Below are 20157 nucleotides of genomic sequence, written 5' to 3'. Positions count from 1 at the left end.
TTGCCGCTCCATATGGGCGGCGCGTGCAATTACTCAACCGGCGGGAGGGCAAAGCTTTCCTGCCGATCCGCAAACGCGGCCTTGTAGGCGGCCAATTTGTCCTGCGGCAAGGCGATGAGCTGCGGCGTCTGGGTATAGAGCACCGCGGCCTCGACCGCGCGCCCGGGATAGATCGCCTCGAGCGCTGCCACATAGGCGGCCATCTGCCGCATGGTGCTCTCCGGAATGCCTTCGAGCGAGGAAGGCGGACGCCGCGCGGTCTTGAAATCGACCACGGTGACCTTCTCAGGCGTGACCAGCAGGCGGTCGGCGGTGCCCATCACCACCTGGCCTTCGACAGTGGCGGCGAGCGGTATCTCGGCCAGCGCGTCCGGACCGAAGATGTCGGCAAAGCCTGGCTCCTCCAGCATGGCGAGCGCGCGCGCCAGCATCTCCTCTCGCTCGGCATCGTCCAGATCGGGAGCCTGCCGCGCGAGCCAGCCGCGCGCCTTCTCTGCGCGCTTGTCCGTCGCGACCTCTGGCAAACGCTCGAGCAGCGCGTGGATGAGCACGCCGCGCCTCGCGGCTCCGGCTGCAACTTCGGGCGGGAGCGGCGGATCACTGCCCTCGACCTCGCCCAGACCCGAGGGGGCCAGCGGACGCGGCGGGCGCGGCTCGGGGCTGACAGGTTGCTTTGCCCACAAGGGAAGCTCCATTGCGGGAGCGATCTCGGCCTTGGCACCGACAGGCACCGGCGGGGCACGCTCGCCCACCTCCCAGCGTGCGCCCCAGATCGGGTCTTCCAGCCCCTCACCTTCCTCGAACAGCTGCGCCAAACGCGCATACCAGCTGTCCTCGTGCGGACCGTTCTTCGCATCGCGCGGACCGAGCGAGCCGCCGACGAACAGCGCCTCTTCCGCACGCGTCATCGCGACATAGAGCAGCCGCCAGTGCTCCTGCATCGAGCGCGCGGCATTCTCGTCCTCCACATCGCGCACCGGACCTACCTTCTCGTCCTTGGTGAGCGAGGGGAGCGGCACGACATTGCTCTGGTCCGCACCCAGCGGTGTTTCTTCCAGCGACAAGTCTCCCGAGGCATCGGGGCGGATCGCGGCATCGGCAAGAATGACGATCGGGGCCTGCAGGCCCTTGGACCCGTGGACGGTCATCACCTTGACCTGGTCACCGCCCTCGCCCGCCTCGCGCTTCAACTCGCCATCGCCCGCGTCGAACCAGCGGATGAAGCCCTGAAGGCTCGCGACATGGCTCGACGCATAGGCATTGGCGGCGTTGAGAAGCTCGTCGATCGGATCATTGGCCTCGCGCCCCAGCCGCGCGACCAGCTTGCGCCGACCGTCCATCGGGCCGACGAGGATCCAGTGGAGCAATTGCTGCGGGCTGTCGAAATCGGCGCGGCGCAGGATTTCGCGAAGATCGTGCACGGTCCGGGCGACGCGCGGCTGGTCGGAGCCCCGCAAGTGCTCCCACAGCCGGATACCCTTCTCGCGATAGCCGAAGACCAGCAAATCCTCCTGGCTCCAGCCGATCAGCGGCGAGACGAGGAGGTTTGCAAGCGTCAGATCGTCCAGCGGCTGGGCGGCAAAGCGGATCGCGGCCATCAGGTCCTTCACCGCCAGCGGATTGCCCAGCCTGAGCCGGTCGACACCCGCCACGGGCACGCCATGCGCATAGAGCCGCGCGACGATCAGCGAGGCGAGCTCGCGGCGCTTCTGGACGAGGACCATGACATCGCCCGCCCCTGCGCGGCGCGGTGCGCCTTCCTTCACCAGCGTAAAGCCGTCTCCCTCGGGATCGAGCCATTCAGCCACCTGCCGCGCGATCCTGTCGGCCATCAGGCGATCATGGCGGGCGAGCCAGCCGTTCTCCTCCTCACCCTCCTCGTCCTCGCCTTCCGCGATGCGGACGTCCTTCCAGAGCGTGACGAGGCCCGGCTTGTCGCTGCCCCTGTGCTCGCCGTCGGTCTTTTCGAGGCCCAGTCCTTCCGGGCCGATCGCGCGGATTGCCTCGTCGACGAAGCTGAGCACGATCTGGTTGGTGCGGAAGCTGCGCTCGAGGTCGTGTTCCTGCAGCCGTCCCGCGCTGCCGTTTGCGCGCGCTTCCTCGGCGGCGCGAGCGGCCTCTTCCATCCGGTCGCGGAAATAGTCGCGTGCGGCGCGGAAATTCTCGGGGCTGGTACCCTGGAAGCCGAAGATCGCCTGCTTGTAGTCGCCCACGGTGAAGATGGTGCGGATCGCATCGCCGCGCGCACCCAGACCGTCGAAATAGTCGTCGGTCAGCGCCTTCACGATCTGCCACTGCGCCTCGTTGGTGTCCTGCGCTTCATCTACGAGGATATGGTCGAAGCTGCGGTCGAGCTTGTAGCGGATCCAGTCGGCCATCTGGCTGGAGGACAAGAGCCGCGCGGCGCGGTGGATGAGGTCGTCGAAATCGACGAGGCCTTCGCGGGCCTTGGCCTCTTCCCAGCGCTCGGCAAAGGCGCGGCCAGCTTCGAGTTGCGGGGCGAGGAAGCCGGCAAGGTCGAGCAGTGCGGCGCGTTCGGCTACCGCTCGGACTGCCTCGGCAATGATCGCCTGCTTGTTGCCGAAATCGGGATCGTTCTTCTCCGCGCCCTTCATGACACGCGGATCGCCATCCTTTTTCAGCAGCGTGTCGAAGAAGCCGTCGAGACGCTCGAACCGCTCTTGGGGATTCGCAACTAGCCAGGCTGGCACGAACTCGCGGACCTTGTCAGCGCCCTGCGATTTCCACCCGTCCATCGCCTGTAGGGCACCACGCAGTGTGTCGACAGGGAAGTTCTCGTCCGAGCAGCCTTCGGCCACCCAGCCCTCGTCCGCATCGACCGGAATGCCAAGCAGGCGGCGCACCGGGTCGCGAAGCCCGTGCTGCCAGCCGGGCTGGTCCCACAACTCTTTGTGGCGCGCACAGCGCATCAGCCAGCCGAGCACGGCATCGGGGCCCTTGCGGCGGCTCATCTCGGCCACTGCCTCGGCGATGTCGGGTTCGCCTTCCGCCAGCAGGTCGGAGAGGACATCGCGGCTCAACAGGTCGCGGTCGCGATCTTCCATTGGCTGGCTACCGGGCAGGACGCCCGCCTCGCTCGGGAATGCAGCGAGGAGGTACTGCGCGAAGGCGTGGATCGTATCGATCCGGAGGCCACCTCCCGGGCAATCGAGCACGCGGGCGAAGAGCGAGCGAGCGCGGGCCTGCGTATCCGGATCGACGCCTGCGCCGAGATAGCCCAGTTCCTTTGCCAGCTGGCCTGCATCCATCCGCACCCAGCGCGCGAGCACCGAGTTGACGCGCACCGCCATTTCCGCCGCGCCCGCCTTGGTGAAGGTAAGGCAGAGGATCTGCGAGGGATCGGCATGCGGTTCGAGCAGCAGGCGCAGCACGCGCGCGGAGAGCACCTGCGTCTTGCCCGTCCCCGCGCTGGCGGACAGCCAGACGCTTTTCCGCGGATCGACCGATGCGCGCTGCGGGCCTTCGAGATTGTGGACCTTGCCGCTCACGAAGCGTCCTCCTCGTCGGCCTGGCGCGGAAGCCACTCCTCGAGCCGCATCAGCTGGTCGTAAGTGTCGTAGGCCGGGTAATCGGGGTTCTCGCGCGCAGTGAACGGTGCATCGCCCTTGATGTACTTGCCGATGGCCTCGCCCAGTTTCGTGTGCGTGTGCGGCAGGAAGTCCTCGGGCAGCACGCCTTTCTGGCGGTCGGTAAGCTTGAGCGGAACCTCGACATAGCCGAAGCCATGCGGGTTATCGTCCTTCGCGCGGCCGAGCGACCAGTATTCGTAAGCCCCGGGCTGCCCTTGCGCGTCCGGGAAGCCACCGCTTTCGGCGATCAGGCCGAGGATGCCGAGCTGCAGCGCAAACCCCTCTTCCACCATCGCCTTGCTCGGCGGCTTGCCGGTCTTGTAGTCGACGATGGCGAGCGTGCCGTCCTCCAACCGGTCGATCCTGTCGGCGCGGCCGTGGACGAAGACATCGTCGAAATGCATCGCACCCCTGGCCTCCACCGCCACGACCTCGCGGCCAGAATAGCTGGTGACCGTCTCCTCGATCCATTCGAGCGCTTTCTGGAGGCGCGGCTGCCAAAGGCCGCGGACCAGCGGATCGGCGTTCTCCTCGTCGAGCACTTGCTCCATGATCGGGGCGATGCGTGCGGCAGCATCGGACTTTCGCGCGATATGCCAGCGCTCGAGAATCTTGTGGGCGACGTTGCCCTGCCAGAGCGGGTTGGGATCGGTGTCGAGCGCGTCGAGGTCCGAGAGGCCCATGATCTTCTGAGCGAAGAATTGGTAGGGATCGCCCAGCAAGCGGTCGAGCGCGGTAGCCGAGATATCGACATCGCGCTGGTCGGCACTGGGCGTAGGCTTCGGGCGCGGATATTCGGGCGCGGGCGCGGCGTGCGTCATGGTGCGGGCGAGTTCGATGATCTCGTGGTCCTCGTAGCGCGGCAGCAATTCACCGAGCAGCGCCTGAACGCGCAGGAGGAAGCGGCTGGGGATGGCAGGGCCGCCCTCGTCGCGCTCGCTGCGGCTCAGAACCACTTCGGGCGCGCCCATCGCTCCGGCAAGGTCGTGTGCGGACAGGCCGATGCGGAAATCGCCGCCGGGCACGCCCAGCGCACGCAGCACCGGCGGGGCGAGCAGAGCGTCGACACTGCCACGCGCGGGCCAGATGCCCTCGTTGAGCCCCGCACAGATCACGAGGTCGGCGCGGTTCATGCGGGCCTCGAGGAGGCCGAGCACCTGCACACGCGCATGGCCACCATAGGGCGGGCGCACCGCGCGCTCTTCCATCGCATCGGCAAGCACGGTCGCGACATCGCGCGGGGCCACGGCAAAGCCGGCCTCGCGGGCGTGGAGGCGGAATTCCTCGACGAAGCTTGCAAGCGTGCGTCCGTCCTCCTGCGCCCACAGCTTCTCGCCGCACAGCGCCTCGGCCGAGGCCGCCAGAGTGTCGATCAGGTCGGCAAGACTTGCAGGCGCATCGCGATCGATCTCGACCAGCGGGAGGAGCGTCTCTTCCGCTGCCTCCCACCATTCGGCGATCTCGGGGCGTTTCTCGGCCAGCTTGGCGACTTCCGCGCGTGCCGGTTCGAGACCCGGTGCAAGGCGCGGGCCGCGCATGGCACGCTCCAGACGGCGCACCCGCCGCAGCCAGACACCGCGCTCCATCCCGCCATCGACCAGCGGATGGCCGAGCAGCGCCATCAGCGGAACCGCCCTCGCCCCTTCGGACATGACCTCGGCGGCAAGCAGGAATGCCCGGCCAGCGGCAGTCTGCGAAAGCGGGCGACCGGCGGAATCGTCGGCGACGATGTTCCAGCGCGAGAGGTGGTGGACGACGCGGCGCGCAAGCGGACGGTCGGGCGTGACCACCGCGACGCGCTTTTCCGGCTCGGCCAGGGCTTCACGCACCAGGAGCGCTATCGCCTGCGCTTCCTCTTCGGGATTGGCGGCCTGCATGATGCGCACACCAGAGAGGCGGCGTTTCTCGGCCGGCAGATCGACCCAGGCCTTGCTCGCCTCGGGCGGCAGGAAGACGGCGGAAATCGCGTGGCTGCGCTCGGGCGGCGCGGCCGTCATGCCCTTGCGGTGCCAGGGCTGCACTTCCTCGCGGCCCACGCCCATGCGGTTGAGCAAGAGCTTGAGGTGATATTGCGGATGCGTCACCGCGTCATCGCGGGTGAAGACCGTATCGGCCGGCGTCGGAGCAGCCCCCGCGCGGCCCAGTTCGTCCCAGACATCGGCATCCATCGTGAGATCGAAATCGGGCAGGATTACCGCACCTTGCGGCAGTTCGCTCACAACCCGTAGCAACTTCGCGAGAGCGGGCGCGGCACTGGTCACACCGGCGGCCACAATGGGCGTGTCGGGCGGCGAGGCCTTCCATGCCTGTCTTGCTTCATCAAACAGGCGGTTACGGCGCGCGGCAGCATCGAGCACGCCGTTCTCGCCCAGCCACGCGAGCCATTTTGCCTGCACATTGGCGAAAAGCCGGATCGAATCCTGCCAGTGCTTCGACAGGTCGGGGAAGATGTCGACCACCTTCTCGTCGACCAGCTGTTCGGGCCCGATATCCTCGACCAGCAGCCGGTCCATGGTGGCGCCGGTCTCGCGAGCGAGCCGGAGCAGCGTTGCGCCCTTGAGTGCATCGTCGCCCATTTCCTCGGCAATAAGTCCGGCCAGCGCGAACAGGCGGCGCTGCGGGTCGATGGCTGGCGGAATTTCGCTTGCCCCGAGCGGGTCGAGCAACGGGCCAAGCGCCTCGTCGAGGTCGAGATCGCCCACCACCGCCATGCGCGGCATCAGCAATCCGCTGTGCCCCGTCTCACCCGCATGGCGGATGAAGGCTTCCGACACGGTCCGGCGCGCACGCGAACTTGGCAAGAGAAGGGTGAGCTTCGCCAGGCCCAGCTCGGGATCGGCGTAACGCGGGACCAGTCCCGCGACCAGCGCATCGGCGAAACCGCGGTGCGCGGCGATGGAATAGACCTTCGGCTGGCTTGCGACCCTGCCCTCTTCAGCCACCCGTCAACGCCTCCTCGGTAGGCTTGATGTGCTGCGGCGTGCCGACCTCGTACCACATGCCGGTGAAGGCGACGCCGAACAGGCGATCCTCCTCGATCGCGCGATCCCACAGGATGTTGGTCGAGAACTTGCCCTCTGGCGCATCGCGCAGGAGGCGGTGCGAGACCAGCTGGATGCCGGTGTAGATGAAGGGGGCGATCCGGCCCGGAAGCTTGCGCTTCAGCCGTCCGGCGCCATCCATGTAGAAATCGCCCGTCCCGTCGAAATTGTGTGCGCGGGCATGGGTCACGACCAGCAGAAGCGCATCCATCCTGTCGGGATCCCACGCCGCAGAAAGGTCGGCAAAGGCATTGCGCGGCCCGTCGAGCCAGATGCTGTCCGCATTGCAGGCGAAGAAGGGATCGGGAAGCAATCCCGCCTGCTGCGCCTTCACCATGCCGCCGCCGGTTTCGAGCAGGAGCTCGCGCTCATCGGAGAAGGTCACCGCGGGCGCCTTGCGCGACTTGATATGCGCCTCGATCGTCTCGGCAAGGTAGTGGACATTGACCACGGCCTTGTCGACGCCGGCATCTTCCAGCCGGTCGAGCGCGCGATCGATCAGCGGCTTGCCCGCAACGCGTACCATGGGCTTGGGCGTGGTGGCCGTCAGGGGCCGCATGCGTTTGCCGAGACCGGCAGCCATCATCATGGCGGTGTCGGACACCAGCTTGCTCATGCGATCTTGCCTCCCAGTTCGTCGCGAAGCGAGCGCGGGATATTGGTATCGAACCAGGCAGCTACCGGCTCCATCGCCGGATGCGAGAGGTCGCGTTCCATGGCGGCCCAGACACGCGGGATCATGTCGAGATAGCGCGGCTTGCCGTCGCGCTTGTAGAGGCGCGTGAAGATGCCGACGATCTTGGCGTTACGCTGTGCACCGAGCCGAGCGTAATCGGCTTCGAAGTGCTCGCCCGGATCGGCGGCGGCGCGATAGCGGCACATCATGTCGTGTTCGAGTTGCTGGGAGACATCGCGCCGTGCGTCCTGCAGCAGGCTGACAAGGTCATAGGCCGGGTGTCCGACCAGCGCGTCCTGGAAATCGATCAGCCCCTGCTCGCCGGCAAGCTTGCCCGGCTCGAGCAGCATTATGTTCTCGGCATGGTAATCGCGCAGCACGGTGACGCCGGGCTGCTGGCGCTCCATCAGCGGGAACAGCACCACGTCCCAGGCGGCCTTCCAGCCCATCTCGTCGACATCGAGACCGGCTGCCGGACAATACCATTCGGTGAACAGGCCTGCCTCGCGCTGGTAGACCGCGACATCGTAGGGTTCGAAAGGCCCGGGCGGCAGCTGGTGGAGCTGAACCAGCGTGTCGATCGCCTTGGCATAGACCTCCGCTTCACCCTGCGGATTGTCGTCGATCCACTCCTTCATTCGGGTATCGCCGAAATCCTCGGTCAGGACCCAGCCATTGGCCGCATCCTCGGCAAGGATGGCCGGTCCACGCATGCCGCTTTCCTCCAGCCAGCGCGCGACATGGAGGAAGGGCTTGGGATCCTCGTGCGGCGGCGGGGCGTGCATAAGCATCGCGGTCTTGCCGCCCATCTTCAGGCGGAAATAGCGGCGGAAGCTGGCATCGCCCACCAGCGGGGCGATTTCGGCGCCCTCCCACTGGGTGTCGCCAAGAAAATTGTGGATGCCGTCGGGTAGCGCGCTCATGGCATGCGGCTTTGCCAAGCCTTGCCTCCCTTCACAATGGCTTGGCGGCCCTCTCCCACGGTTTCCAGCGTGATCGAGAGGCAGCCCGCCTCATGTTCGAAGCCGCCCGCGTGATCGGGCCATTCGGCGATGAGCGCGGCACCCTCGCGATAATCGTCGAGACCGATCTCCAGCGCTTCTGACGGGTCCTCCAGCCGGTAGAAATCGGCATGCACCAGCGGCAGGCGCAAATGATCGTAGGTCTCGATGATCGTGAAGGTCGGGGACGGCACCTCGCCTTCGTGGCCGAGCGCGGCGATGATCTCGCGTGCGAGCGTGGTCTTGCCCGCGCCCAGCCCGCCCGTGAGCGCCACCACATCGCCCGGCTCGAGCCGTTCGGCAATGCGCGCGCCGAAGCCCTTCATGGCCGCAAGATCGGGAAGGTCGACGGTCACGGCAGCGTGATCGTCGCAGTGGTGCCCGCGTTCTTGCGGCTCTGGATGTCGAGCGTGCCGCCATGGGCCTCGACCAGCTGGCGGGCGAGCGGGATGCCGAGCCCCTGGCGGCGCTCGATACCCTTCCCGTCGGCACTCATGCGAATGCCTTCGAGCGCGCGGGCAAGCTCGTGCTGGCTCATCCCTGCGCCATTGTCCGAGATCACGATCCGGTTGAGGCCGCGACGCTTGGCGATGTCAATCAGGATACGGCCACCGCGCGGCGTATTGGCGATGGCATTGTCGAGCAGGTGGCCGATGGCGCGCTGCATCTGCTGGCGGTCGGCTTCGACGACCTTGTTGGCATTGCCCTTCACATCGAGCGTCAGCCCGTTTTCTATGATCCGGCTCTCGCGCTTGCGCACGATCTGCTCGATGAAAGGCAGCACCTCGAGCTTGGACTTGCGCAGCGGCATGAGGCCGGCTTCCGACTGCGATAGGTCGAGCACGTTTTCGACCTGCGCGGTGAGCTTGCCCACCGACATGGTGATCGCCTGCACATATTCCTGCGCCTGCGGCGTCAGCTCGCCCGCAATGCCCTGCGCAAGGAGCTCGGCAAAGCCGCCGATCGAGGTCAACGGAGTGCGGAACTCGTAGGACATGTTGGCGAGGAAACGGGTCATCACCGCATCAGCCTCTTCGAGTGCGCGGTTGCGTTCGCGCAGCGCCTCTTCTGCCTGCTGCGAGGCGGTGACGTCGAGAATGGTCAAGAGGCCGTTGCCGTCGGGCAGCGGAACGCCCGCGTAGTCGAGCGTGCGCCCGTCGGCCAGAGCGATGCGCCCGCGGCTGTTCTTGCGGTCGAGCGTGGCGGAGCGGATCGTCTGCCCGATCTCGGTGATCTGCTTGGGATCGGCGAGTTGGCCCGCGATCGCCTCGAGCAACTCATCGACCTGCGGGTGTCCGTCGAGCACTTCGCCTTCAAGCCCCCATGCCAGCGGAAAGCCGCGGTTCCACAGCTCCAGGTGTCCGTCGGGCGCGAAGACGGCGAGCGCCTCGAACAGGCTGTCGAAAGTGGCCGTACGGGTGCGCAGGAGCGTGTCTCGCGTCGCGGAAAGCGCGAGCTGTTCGGTCTGGTCCTCTGCAATGAGGACGAGCCCGCCATCTGGAAGCGGCTGCGCGACGAGGCGCAGGTGCGTACTATCGGGCAGCGGCCAGGCGACTTCCTCGGTCTCGTCGAGCTGGAACCACTCGGCCAGCTCCTTGCGCCATGCTGGGAAGTCGCGGACCTCGGGAATGCGGCCGTTCTCGCGCGCGATCATCAGCATCTGCTCGAAGGTCGTGCGTTCGTTGACGACCCCGGGTGGCAGCGAGAAGACGCGGTGGAACGGCTGGTTCGCAAAGGTCATCCGGTGCTGCGCGTCGAACTGCCCCACCCCGATCGACAGCTGGTCGAGCATCGAGCGCTGCGCTTCGCGGAAGGCCCGGAATTCGCGCGCCTGCTCTTCCATTTCCTCGATATCGACCGCGTATCCGGCAATCCCCTCGCCCACGAGCGGGAGGTCGGTCACGCGGATCGTGCGGCGCGCGTTGTTGATCGTCGCGGAGAGGATACGTTCGATCGGCTGGCGGCGGTCGGCCGCCTGCTGCGCGACCTGCGCGGCGCTGCGTCCGCCGACTTTCTCGACCAGCTCGATCTGTTCGGCGACGACCTGGTCAGCGCTCTTGGCGCCCACCGCTTCGACATAGGCCTTGTTGACCAGCCGCAGCTGCATGTCCGCGCCGCGGAACCACATCGGCATGGGCGCAGCCTCGATCAGGCCGACCAGCGCGCCGAAATCGTCACGCGCACGCGCCGCTTCCTCGCCGAGGCGGGCGAGCTCGTCTTCAGTTTCGGTAAAATCGAAGACCCAGATCAGCGCCGCGCCGCTGGGCGATACGGCCGGGTCAGCGAGCGCTCCGCGCAGGGCAAGCGACTTGCGCGAACCGGGCGGGCGCAGCGCCATCTTGAAGGGCTTGGCGCTTTTCTGCGTGCGGCGGACATTGGCCGAGAGCTGCTCGACCTGTTCCTCGGAGAGGCCCATGTCCTCGCCGCCTGCGAGTTCGGAGAGATATTCGGGGACCTTGTCCAGCCCGATCCAGCGGGCGAAGCGGTCCGGGGCCTCGATCCGTCCGTCGACACGGACAAGCAGCGGGATCGCGGGGCCTTCCTCGACCATGCGCGACAAGCGCCGCGCGGCCTTCCTGTGGCCTGCCGCGGCCTGGCTGTCGCGGCTGGCCTTCAGCATCAGCCAGACAGCCGCGCCGGTCCACAGCGCCAGCAGCAGGCCGATGATGGGCAGGAATACGGAGGAGTTTTCCATCAATTGCGAGCTATGCGCCCTGCGGCATTGATGCAACTCGAAGATTCAGGCGCGCGCCATGAAACACGCACGGCGCGCGCCCGATAATGCTTAGTAGCGGTAGTGCTCGGGCTTGAACGGCCCTTCCACCGGAACGCCGATGTAGTCGGCCTGCGTCTTGCTGAGCTTGGTCAGCTTCACGCCGAGCTTGTCGAGGTGTAGCGCAGCCACCTTCTCGTCGAGCTTCTTGGGCAGGACGTAGACGTCGTTCTCGTACTGGTCGTCGTTCTGCCACAGCTCCATCTGCGCCAGCACCTGGTTGGTGAAGGAGCAGCTCATCACGAAGCTGGGGTGACCGGTGGCGCAGGCGAGGTTCACGAGACGGCCCTTGGCCAGCACGATGATTTCCTTGCCATCCGGGAACTTCACGAGGTCCGTGCCCGGCTTGAGTTCGGTCCACTCGTAATTGTCGAGCGCCGAAATCTGGATCTCGCTGTCGAAGTGACCGATGTTGCACACGATGCTCATCGGCTTCATCGCCTTCATGTGCTCGGCGGTGATGACGTCTTCATTGCCCGTGGTGGTGACGAAGATGTCGGCGCGCTTCACGGCGTCTTCCATCGTCACGACCTCGAAGCCGTCCATGGCGGCCTGAAGGGCGCAGATCGGGTCGATTTCGGTCACGAGCACGCGCGCACCGCCGTTGCGGAGCGACTGGGCCGAACCCTTGCCGACATCGCCGAAGCCGGCGACGCAGGCTACCTTGCCCGAGAGCATCACGTCGGTCGCGCGGCGGATCGCGTCGACCAGCGATTCGCGGCAGCCGTAGAGGTTGTCGAACTTCGACTTGGTGACACTGTCGTTCACGTTGATCGCCGGGAACGGCAGCTTGCCGGCCTTGGCGAGGTGGTAGAGGCGGTGCACGCCGGTGGTGGTTTCTTCCGAAACGCCCTTGATGGCCTTGACCGACTTGGTGAGGTAGCCCGGCTTCTTCGCGACGAATTCCTTGAGCGCGCGCTGCATTTCGATTTCTTCGGCATTGGTCGGCGCGGGCATTTCCTCGCCGGCCTCGATGCGTGCGCCCCACAGCGCGAACATGGTGGCATCGCCGCCATCGTCGAGGATCATGTTGGCGGTGCAATCGGGGTCTTCATCGCTCGACCAGTCGAAGATCTTGCCGACATAATCCCAGTATTCGGCGAGGCTTTCACCCTTCACGGCGAAGACGGGGATGTCCTGCGCAGCGATCGCGGCTGCGGCGTGGTCCTGCGTCGAATAGATGTTGCAGGTCGCCCAGCGCACTTCTGCGCCGAGCGCGACCAGCGTCTCGATCAGGACGGCCGTCTGGATGGTCATGTGGAGCGAGCCGGTGATGCGCGCGCCCTTGAGCGGCTGCGCTGCGCCATACTCCTCGCGCGTGGCCATCAGACCCGGCATCTCGGTTTCGGCGATGCGGATTTCTTCTTTGCCGTAATCGGCAAGGCCAATGTCTTTGATGACGTAATCGGTGAATTCGGTCACGGGCGATCCTTGATAATGATGGAATTTACGCCGCGCACGAAGAAGGGGCGGCACCTTCGAAGCGCCGCCCCTAGCCTTTCAGCGGAGGCAGAGCAACTGCCCCTCCGCTCTACCTCATTTGATCCCGAAAGGCCTTAGCGGCGCGCCCAGCGTCCCCCGCTGCGCGGTGCCGGTCCAAGCAGCTCGTCGGCAGCCTGTGCAAGGACGTTCGAGTCCTTCGAGTTGGAGAGATCATGGGTGATCTCCTTCAACTCCTGGCAACCGAGCCACGGATGGCCCTGGCCATACTGGTTGGCCATGCCGACGCTGATGCGGTCGAGTGCGCGCTTGGCGCCCTTCTTGCCGTGGCGTGCAACCAGGCCGCTCTCGAGATTGCGGGCAGCGTGGTTGAGCGCCGTGATGTGGTTGGCAGAAAACTTGCGATAGTGCGGCTGGAAGTCATGTTCGCCCATGCGGCAGCGGAGCGAGGTCACCATCAGCATGATGTCGAGCTTGCGGATCTGCTCGTGCTGGCTTCCTGCAGATGCGGCGGTAGGCGTCATGGTAAGGGCAGCGGCCGTCGCGGCGGCTGCCAGAGTCTTCTTGAAATGCATGTCCCTGGTCTCCCGTCGGCAGGCGTCCCTTGCCTGCAACTGGAACATGCGTGCAAAAAGTTTACCCCCATTTAAAGGTCCGAAGTAAACCGCGGTTAACCATCCACCACTCTTGCATGCACGGCCCATCGCACTAGATCGGGGGTGTGCGCTGAAAGACACAGGAGAACTTAACAAATGACAATCGCTGTAGGCGACCGCCTTCCCGACGTAACGCTGGTCAAGGCTACTGCCGAAGGCCCCGAGCAGGTCCAGTCCGCTGACTATTTCAAGGGCAAGACCGTGGCGTTGTTCTCCGTACCCGGTGCCTTCACTCCGACATGCTCTGCCAAGCACCTTCCCGGCTTCGTGGAAAAGGCCGGCGAGCTCAAGGACAAGGGCGTCGACGAGATCGTCGGCACCGCCGTGAACGATGCCTTCGTCATGGGCGCGTGGAACCAGGCCGCCGGCAGCCAGGACATCACCATGCTGGCAGACGGCAATGGCGACTTCGCCGAAGCAGTCGGCCTCACAATGGACGGTTCGGGCTTCGGCATGGGCAAGCGCGGCCAGCGCTACTCGATGCTGGTCGAAGACGGCGTCGTGAAGCAGCTCAACGTCGAGGCACCCGGCGACTTCAAGGTCTCGAGCGCGGACCACATGCTCTCGCAGTTGTCCTGAGCTAGGAAACAGAAGGTCCCTTTGCGGACAAAGCGGCGCCCCGCCTTGCCATCCGGCACGGCGGGGCGCAGTCTTTCGGGCCATGGGACAGGGACCAACCGACAAGGACGCTTTCGGCATGCTGCTGGGCTGGAAGGCCGATCCGGCAGGCGAGAAGATCGCCTTGCTGATGCAGAGCACGAGCAAGGTCGTCGACAGCAGCGAGGACGTGCGCGAGTACCGCTATTTCATGACCAAGCAGCAGGCGGTCCAGCTGGGGAATTACCTTTACGAGCTGGCCGGTGAAACTGCGCCGAAGCGCAAGCGCGGGTGGATGGAGAAGCTGTTCGGTGGGTGACCGCTAAGGACGCGACTGCGACAGCCGGGTTTGGTCGCGAACTGGGTGGATAGCGGACTGCCAGGTTCTCGACAGAAGGGGCCAATAGCGGACCGCCAGCTTTCTATTCATTGCCGACATCGGTCGAGTTTCGTATACAGTTCGAGGTGGCAGCCTTGTCTTTGCGCGGCGCAAGATGCAGCCCGCCGAACATGACCTGTTCGATAAAGCCCATCGCCGTTTTCCTGCTCCCCGTACTTGCGGCGTGTACGCCAACCTCGACCTCTTCCGAGATGGCTCAGCCATGGCGCTCTGCCGGACCGATCCATCCTATCGAGACCGATCAAGGTGAAACCAATCCGGCGATCCGCGGCGTTTGGCAAAGCCGCGGCTATGGTCGATTGTTGCGGATTGACGAGGCTGGGGTGGCCAAATTTGAAATCGGCGAGACCTGCTATCGTCCTCCAATCTCAGGCGAGGCGCTGAGCGCGATGGACTCTGTTTCCTACCGCTATTTTCGCATACTTCCAGGTGGCGATAGCGCGATCTTTCAGCTGCTGCGCGGCGATACCAATGTGGTATTCGATAGGCTCGATACGCTTCCCGAAGGATGCACCGAAGACCCGGTTGCCACGCCGCCAGCGGTTGCGGATGCTTTTCTCGATGCCTTCGATCGGCACTACGCTTTCTTCGACCGTCGCCTACCCGACCATTCGACCCGGGCCGCGCGCGTGCGTGCTGCCATCAGGCCAGACATGAGCCAGGCCGAATTGTGGGATGCCTTGGCTGGCTACATGCAATCTCTGTCGGATAGTCACACAAAGCTGATCGGCACTGTCGGCGGTGAACGTCGCCGGGTGCAGGACGGTCAAGGCACGACCCTGCCCCGAATGCGTGCGGCCAATGGCGGAGAAACTGCATGGCTGGTCGGCTTGATCGACACCACCATGCAGAAGCTCGGCGATTCAGCGCACCACACGGGCAACGACCGAATTGTCTGGGGCCTAATCGACGGACGCATCGGCTATATTCAGGTCTTCCAGATGGGCGGCTTCACAGACCGGCAGGACTTCGGCAGCGAGGCTTGGGCAGCGGCCGAGATTGAAGAGTTCGACCGCATCATGGACGAAGCCATGATCACCTTTGCCGATGCCGAGGTGGAGAGCGTGATCCTCGATCTGTCGAACAATCGCGGTGGTTGGGATAAGATCGCCAAAGCGATCCCGGCGCGTTTCACGGACGAACCTTATGTTGGTTTCACGACCGTAACCCGCGGATCGGGACTCTCTCCGTTTCCGCACATGATCGAGCCTGCATCCGGCCCGAGATTTAGCGGTCCGGTCTACCTGTTGACCAGCGATGTGACGGTGAGTGGCGGAGAGCTCGCCACGCTTGCGCTGCGGCAAAACCCCCGGGTGGTACATGCCGGCGGCGTGACACGCGGTTCTTTCTCGACTCCGCTTGCCAAACGGCTTCCCAATGGCTGGCTGCTCGAGCTTTCAAACGAGGTCTTCGCTGCGCCCGACGGCAGCGTTTACGAGGAAAGCGGGATAGCACCCCAAGTGCCGCTCGCAGTCTATCCTGCAGATGCACCGGTTGAAGGTCACTGGCGCGCAGTCGAAACGCTTGTCACAATGATCGACACTCACTGATCGAGCATTTCTAGGCTTTTCGAAGTTGCAGTCATGACTGCTATCGGCCCGTTAGCTGACGGTCCGCCCTCGGCACAGCGCTATCTCGGTGTAAGCGTCGTCAGATGGGTGGATAGCGGTCACTCGGCAGTATCAGCCGCGCTTGATCGCTCCTCGATTTCGCGCCGCACAGCCCTAGCTTTCCTTGCCTTTTCACGGTCGACTTCAACCTTCCGCGCCTGTTCTGCCAAGCCCCGCCATGTCTTCTCGGCCTGGAGATGGCGCTCCTTTACATTCGAAAGTGTAGCGCCTTTTGCTTCGGAAGCTGCGTCCTCCGCCCTGGCTTTGTAAAACGCATAGGACTGACTCATGGCGTAGCTCCCGAAGTCAAACCCGCATAAGTGAGATGCCCCTTCCGTGCGCCGGGTCGCAGAAGCACACGGAAGGGACCAGCGAAACCTGCTAGTCGGCGGCCGAAAGGTTGACCGCGCTCACTTTACCGTTGCGGCCAGTCTCGACTTCGTAATTTAGGCGCTGCTCTTTATCGAGCGTTTGCATTCCGGCGGCTTGCACCGCGGTCACATGCACGAAATCATCTGACGAACCGTCGTCGGGCTGGATAAATCCATAGCCCTTGTCGCTGTTGAAGAATTTGACTGTTCCGGTCTTACTCATGTCCGGGTCCTTTCAAGAACATTTGTGTTGCCTCGCAGCAGCGCGCTGCGAAGATCGTGCGTAAAATCGTCCGATGAAAGGAAGTCGTCGTAAGAATAGCGCCGGAGCCATTGGAGGCAGATGGCGATCGTCAGAATCCGAAGTCCGTCGCAAATTTCGACGTCAGCAAAGCTCTATTAGCATCATCATTGCAATGAGAAAACACTTTCAAACATTTTTCGTACAAGGTTGCGAAAAAATGTTATACGATTTTCCATCGCGGTAGAATTCCTGCAAGATCGCGACTGAGAGACACGTTGCGCTCCCGCCAATTTGGAGGATGCCGACGTGGATCTCAATCAACTATATCGCGACCATCAGACGGCGCGGATGCGCGCCGGTGCCGCTGTTTCCGAAGGTTTCCGTGAAACTTGCCTAAGCGACGCCGCACGCCTGGCTCGCAAAATCGCCCGGCATCAGGTTTCGTTAGGCGCCGCAGCAGCGGCGGCATGGACAGCGATGGGCAGCAAGCGAAATCTCAAGACTGAAATTGCGTCGGGACTTGCAAGTGCGAGTACGGGCGCCCCGACAAGGGCTTTACAGCGTGATGATGAGGGTCCGGAAGGACTCAGTCGACAACGTGAAACGTCGCGATTGGCGATGCTCGTATTGGGACGAGATGCAGCAATTGAATTTATGAACGGCGAAAATTCGGCATTGGGGGGACGTCCCATCGATATCGCGCGGGCTAGTGAAGAAGGCCGTGCGCGCATCGAGACCCAGCTCTTAGAACTGACGTTGAACGCAGAATAATCAAATCGGTCACGAAATGCGGCAGTCGGCTGCGACAAAGCGACCCAAGGGGTTAGGCGGAATACACGTGCTTGGCCCCCTCCTATCAGGCCTCCATTTCATTCGAGATGGGGGCCTTTTTTCTCCGCTTAGATAAGGCCTTCGAACCGTCGGGGATTATTACTCACTCGAGTGTTGAGGCTCGCGAACGTCCGCAATCGGGTCGTTAGCAGAATGTCCGCTCAGAAGCGCCCTGCCCCCCCAATTCAGCCATACCCCATCAGGCTCAGCACTTCTTTGCGGCTGCGCTGGTCTTCGAGGAAGGTGCCCATCATGCGGCTGGTGACCATGCCAACACCGGGCGTGCGCACGCCGCGGGCGGTCATGCAGCTGTGCGAGGCCTCGATCACCACGGCCACGCCCTGCGGCTGAAGGTTTTCCCAGATGCAGTCGGCGACTTCGGCGGTCAGGCGTTCCTGCACCTGGAGGCGGCGAGCGAAGCCGTGCAGCACGCGCGCCAGCTTGGAAATGCCGACCACGCGGTCGTTAGGCAGGTAGGCGATCGCCGCCTTGCCGATGATCGGCGCCATGTGGTGTTCGCAGTGCGACTGGAACGGGATGTCCTTCAGGAGGACGATCTCGTTGTAACCGCCCACTTCCTCGAACACGCGGCTGAGGTGGTATCCGGGGTCTTCCTCGTATCCGAGACAGTATTCTTTCCACGCGCGCGCGACGCGCGCGGGCGTATCGAGGAGGCCTTCGCGGGTCGGATCATCGCCCGTCCATTCGATCAGCGTGCGGATCGCGTCCTGCACATTCTCGGGGACCGGGGGCTTACCGCGGGGATCGTCTTCGTCGGGTCCGACCAGGCTGCTCACTTACCGTTCTTCCTTCTGAATTTGTCGCGCATGCGTTGCAGGCGGCTTCCCTTGCGGAAAAGCCCGCCCTTTGCAAACGGCTCGAACATATCGTCAGGGTCTTCGGGGTCGAGAAGGCCGCTTTCGGCGATCGATTCCTCGATGTCGTTGAGGTCGGGCGGATGGTAGCGCACGAGGTTGCGCCCACCCTTGGTCGTCGAGTGGTCGATCATCGTCGCCATGCTCTTGTGGAGCTCGAGCAGTTCGGCGACCTCTTCTTCTTCCAGGCCGCAATGCTCTGCGAGCAGCGAGTGGCGGATCCTGGCGATCGCCTCGCATGCGTGCCCGTTACCCTCCCGTTCGCAATCGATGAAGACGTCGCATTCACTGTCGAGCCCCATCGAGCGGTTGTTCATGTTGGCCGAACCGATGTGGAAGATGCGATCATCGACGATCATGATCTTCGCATGGACATAGATCGGGGTATCGCCGGTGTAGGGGTTCCAGATGCTGAAGCGGCTGTGATCGTCGGCCTCCTCGATGCAGCGCACCAGTTCCGCGCGCGAGTGGTCCATCGCCTGCTGTTCGAGCCAGCCGTCGGCATTCTTCGGGTGCACGATGACGATTTCTGGCGGGTCGTCCTGGTGGAGGCGCTCGACGATCGCCTCGCAGATCGAGCGCGAGGCGAAATACTGGCTCTCCGCATAGATGAAGTGCTTCGCCTTGCGGATGTGCTCGACGAAGAGGTGCTCGATCTCATCGACCGCGTCCCAGTCGCGATAGGCTGCGCGGGTGCGAGCGATGCCGACTTCCACATTCTCGAAATCCGCGCGCAGCCCCTCGGGCCACAGGCTCTCCTCGCGGCGCTGGATCGGCAGCAACGGCTTGCCGCCCGCCCTTTCCCAGCGGTCGCGGCCGAGCTCGCTCAGCGCATCGGCGATCTCGCCTTCCATCATCATGGAAGCATCGTGCCAAGGCTCGTAGTCAGAGCCGCGCGGTGTCTTGCGCAGCGGCTCGTCTTCCTTGTGCTCGCGCGTGTCCCAGCGACCGACCGTCATGTCGATCCCGCCGCACACGGCAAGCGAATTGTCGAGGACTGCGATCTTCTGGTGGTGGCTGCAGCCGACCGGGTGCGCGGTATCGAATTTGAAGTCGATCCGCCGGTGCCTCAGCCAACGCAGCAGGTCCCACCACATCGAACCGCGTATGGCGAACTTGAAGACGCCGAAGCTCCATTTGAGAATGCGGATCTCCAGCGTCGGGCGGTGGCGGACCAGCCAGGTGAAGAAACTACCCAGCCGCGACGGATACTTGTCCTTCCAGCCTTTCTGCCACCAGCTGCGCCCCTCGGCGAGGTGGATACGCGTGTCGAAGTCCCAGCCGATCAGGAATATGCGGTGCTTGGCGTTGAGCATGGCCGCCTGCATCGCGGCGAAATAATCCGCCGCGTCGATGATGACGGCTGCCCGGTCTACCTTGGCATAGCGCCAGACGCTGGGCGAAACGCCCTCGTCCAGCCGCGAGACGCGTTCCGGATCGGTCTCCGTGTCGTGGGGTGCCCCCTCCCCCGACATGCTAGTCCTTCGCGTCCTCTTTGGCCTCGGGCGTCACCTCGGCCTCGGCCTTCTCCTCGCGCTTCCGGCGCTCGAAGACCTTGCGCATGTGCTCCATGTCCTTCTCGTCGAGATGCTTCTCGAAATCGGGGAAGTGATCGTCTTCCTCTTCCTCGATGTGGTGGCGATAGCGGTGGTCGAAGCTCTTGAACTTCGTCAGCCAGCCGCCTTCGGACATATCAGTCGCGGCGAGGTCGTTGAGCGCTTCGTCGATCTCGTGGTGCTCGGCAACCGAGTGGCGCGTCTCGCCCGTGGTCGGCGGCTTGCGCAGCATGGTGGAATAAAGAGCCTGCTCTTCGGCAGCGGCATGGCTCTTCAGTTCCTTGGTCAACTCGGTGAAGAGCTCCTTGCGCTCGGGCGAATCGCCGGTGGTCTCGAGCAGCTTGTCGAGCAGTTCGCGATGCTTGTCGTGGTCCTGTTTGAGCTTGGCAAAAATCTCGGTGGCGTCTGACATGGGGCAAATCTCCTTTTCCATTGGAGAACAGGCGGCAAGCACCCCGGTTCCGAGCATCCTTGAATGCGGTATCCGTGCACCGCA

17 protein-coding genes are annotated in these 20157 nt (G+C 64.2%); 4 read left to right on the top strand and 13 right to left on the bottom strand.

The features are described 5' to 3' along the window. Positions 1–29: 29 nt before the first annotated feature. From addA to K3163_RS06380, 8 genes are all read right to left on the bottom strand, one after another. Positions 30–3509: a double-strand break repair helicase AddA gene (gene addA / locus K3163_RS06415; protein WP_221553552.1), complete on the bottom strand. Its 3480-nt coding sequence runs from the start codon at positions 3507–3509 to the stop codon at positions 30–32. Next, on the bottom strand, positions 3506–6532 hold the full coding sequence (addB, locus tag K3163_RS06410; RefSeq protein WP_221553551.1) for a double-strand break repair protein AddB: 3027 nt from the start codon (positions 6530–6532) through the stop codon (positions 3506–3508). Before addB ends, addA begins: the two co-directional genes overlap by 4 nt. After that, on the bottom strand, positions 6525–7247 hold the full coding sequence (locus K3163_RS06405; protein WP_221428684.1) for a nucleotidyltransferase family protein: 723 nt from the start codon (positions 7245–7247) through the stop codon (positions 6525–6527). The genes addB and K3163_RS06405 overlap by 8 nt, the downstream gene beginning before the upstream one ends. Continuing rightward, positions 7244–8230: an aminoglycoside phosphotransferase family protein gene (locus tag K3163_RS06400; protein ID WP_221428685.1), complete on the bottom strand. Its 987-nt coding sequence runs from the start codon at positions 8228–8230 to the stop codon at positions 7244–7246. The genes K3163_RS06405 and K3163_RS06400 overlap by 4 nt, the downstream gene beginning before the upstream one ends. Continuing rightward, positions 8227–8664, bottom strand: coding sequence for a tRNA (adenosine(37)-N6)-threonylcarbamoyltransferase complex ATPase subunit type 1 TsaE (gene tsaE, locus K3163_RS06395; RefSeq protein ID WP_221428686.1), 438 nt, complete (start codon positions 8662–8664; stop codon positions 8227–8229). Before tsaE ends, K3163_RS06400 begins: the two co-directional genes overlap by 4 nt. Further along, complete coding sequence (locus tag K3163_RS06390) at positions 8661–11003, bottom strand: sensor histidine kinase (RefSeq protein WP_221553550.1); 2343 nt, start codon at positions 11001–11003, stop codon at positions 8661–8663. The genes tsaE and K3163_RS06390 overlap by 4 nt, the downstream gene beginning before the upstream one ends. A 90-nt stretch (positions 11004–11093) precedes the next feature. After that, a complete protein-coding gene (gene ahcY / locus K3163_RS06385; protein WP_221553549.1) occupies positions 11094–12503 on the bottom strand; it encodes an adenosylhomocysteinase in 1410 nt (469 codons plus the stop codon). Positions 12504–12637: 134 nt separating this feature from the next. Next, positions 12638–13096 (bottom strand): S-adenosyl-L-homocysteine hydrolase, encoded by a 459-nt coding sequence (locus K3163_RS06380; RefSeq protein ID WP_221428689.1) that lies wholly within the window; start codon positions 13094–13096, stop codon positions 12638–12640. Positions 13097–13273: 177 nt separating this feature from the next. Between K3163_RS06380 and K3163_RS06375 the strand changes: the two genes are divergently transcribed. The 3 genes from K3163_RS06375 (at position 13274) to K3163_RS06365 (ending at position 15724) form a co-directional block, all read left to right on the top strand. After that, positions 13274–13756 (top strand): peroxiredoxin, encoded by a 483-nt coding sequence (locus K3163_RS06375; protein ID WP_221553548.1) that lies wholly within the window; start codon positions 13274–13276, stop codon positions 13754–13756. 82 nt (positions 13757–13838) lie between these two features. After that, complete coding sequence (locus K3163_RS06370) at positions 13839–14093, top strand: hypothetical protein (RefSeq protein WP_221428691.1); 255 nt, start codon at positions 13839–13841, stop codon at positions 14091–14093. Positions 14094–14365: 272 nt separating this feature from the next. Then, positions 14366–15724: a S41 family peptidase gene (locus K3163_RS06365; RefSeq protein ID WP_221553547.1), complete on the top strand. Its 1359-nt coding sequence runs from the start codon at positions 14366–14368 to the stop codon at positions 15722–15724. 119 nt (positions 15725–15843) lie between these two features. Here K3163_RS06365 and K3163_RS06360 read toward each other — a convergent pair whose 3' ends face one another. Together K3163_RS06360 and K3163_RS06355 are read right to left on the bottom strand one after the other, a co-directional pair. Beyond that, positions 15844–16074, bottom strand: a complete 231-nt coding sequence (locus tag K3163_RS06360; RefSeq protein ID WP_221428693.1) for a hypothetical protein — start codon at positions 16072–16074, stop codon at positions 15844–15846. Between the two features lie 91 nt (positions 16075–16165). Continuing rightward, positions 16166–16378 (bottom strand): cold-shock protein, encoded by a 213-nt coding sequence (locus K3163_RS06355; RefSeq protein ID WP_221553546.1) that lies wholly within the window; start codon positions 16376–16378, stop codon positions 16166–16168. Positions 16379–16705: 327 nt separating this feature from the next. On the opposite strand from K3163_RS06355, the gene K3163_RS06350 reads away from it, so the two are divergent. Beyond that, positions 16706–17170, top strand: coding sequence for a hypothetical protein (locus tag K3163_RS06350; RefSeq protein ID WP_221428695.1), 465 nt, complete (start codon positions 16706–16708; stop codon positions 17168–17170). A 245-nt stretch (positions 17171–17415) separates the two neighbouring features. On the opposite strand, the gene folE is transcribed toward K3163_RS06350, so the two are convergent. Genes folE through K3163_RS06335 form a run of 3 tightly spaced genes read right to left on the bottom strand, consistent with a single transcriptional unit; the run spans position 17416 to position 20073 of the window. Beyond that, complete coding sequence (gene folE, locus K3163_RS06345; protein ID WP_221553545.1) at positions 17416–18027, bottom strand: GTP cyclohydrolase I FolE; 612 nt, start codon at positions 18025–18027, stop codon at positions 17416–17418. After that, complete coding sequence (locus K3163_RS06340) at positions 18024–19580, bottom strand: phospholipase D-like domain-containing protein (RefSeq protein ID WP_221553544.1); 1557 nt, start codon at positions 19578–19580, stop codon at positions 18024–18026. The genes folE and K3163_RS06340 overlap by 4 nt, the downstream gene beginning before the upstream one ends. Position 19581: 1 nt before the next feature. Next, entirely contained in the window at positions 19582–20073 is a 492-nt protein-coding gene (locus K3163_RS06335; protein WP_221428698.1) for a hemerythrin domain-containing protein, read from the bottom strand. Between the last annotated feature and the right edge of the window lie 84 nt (positions 20074–20157).

Source organism: Qipengyuania xiapuensis, from assembly GCF_019711395.1.
In the GTDB taxonomy this organism is placed as follows: Bacteria; Pseudomonadota; Alphaproteobacteria; order Sphingomonadales; family Sphingomonadaceae; genus Qipengyuania; species Qipengyuania xiapuensis.
Note: the sequence above shows the minus strand (reverse complement) of the source record. Positions and strands in the feature narration are given on the sequence as shown.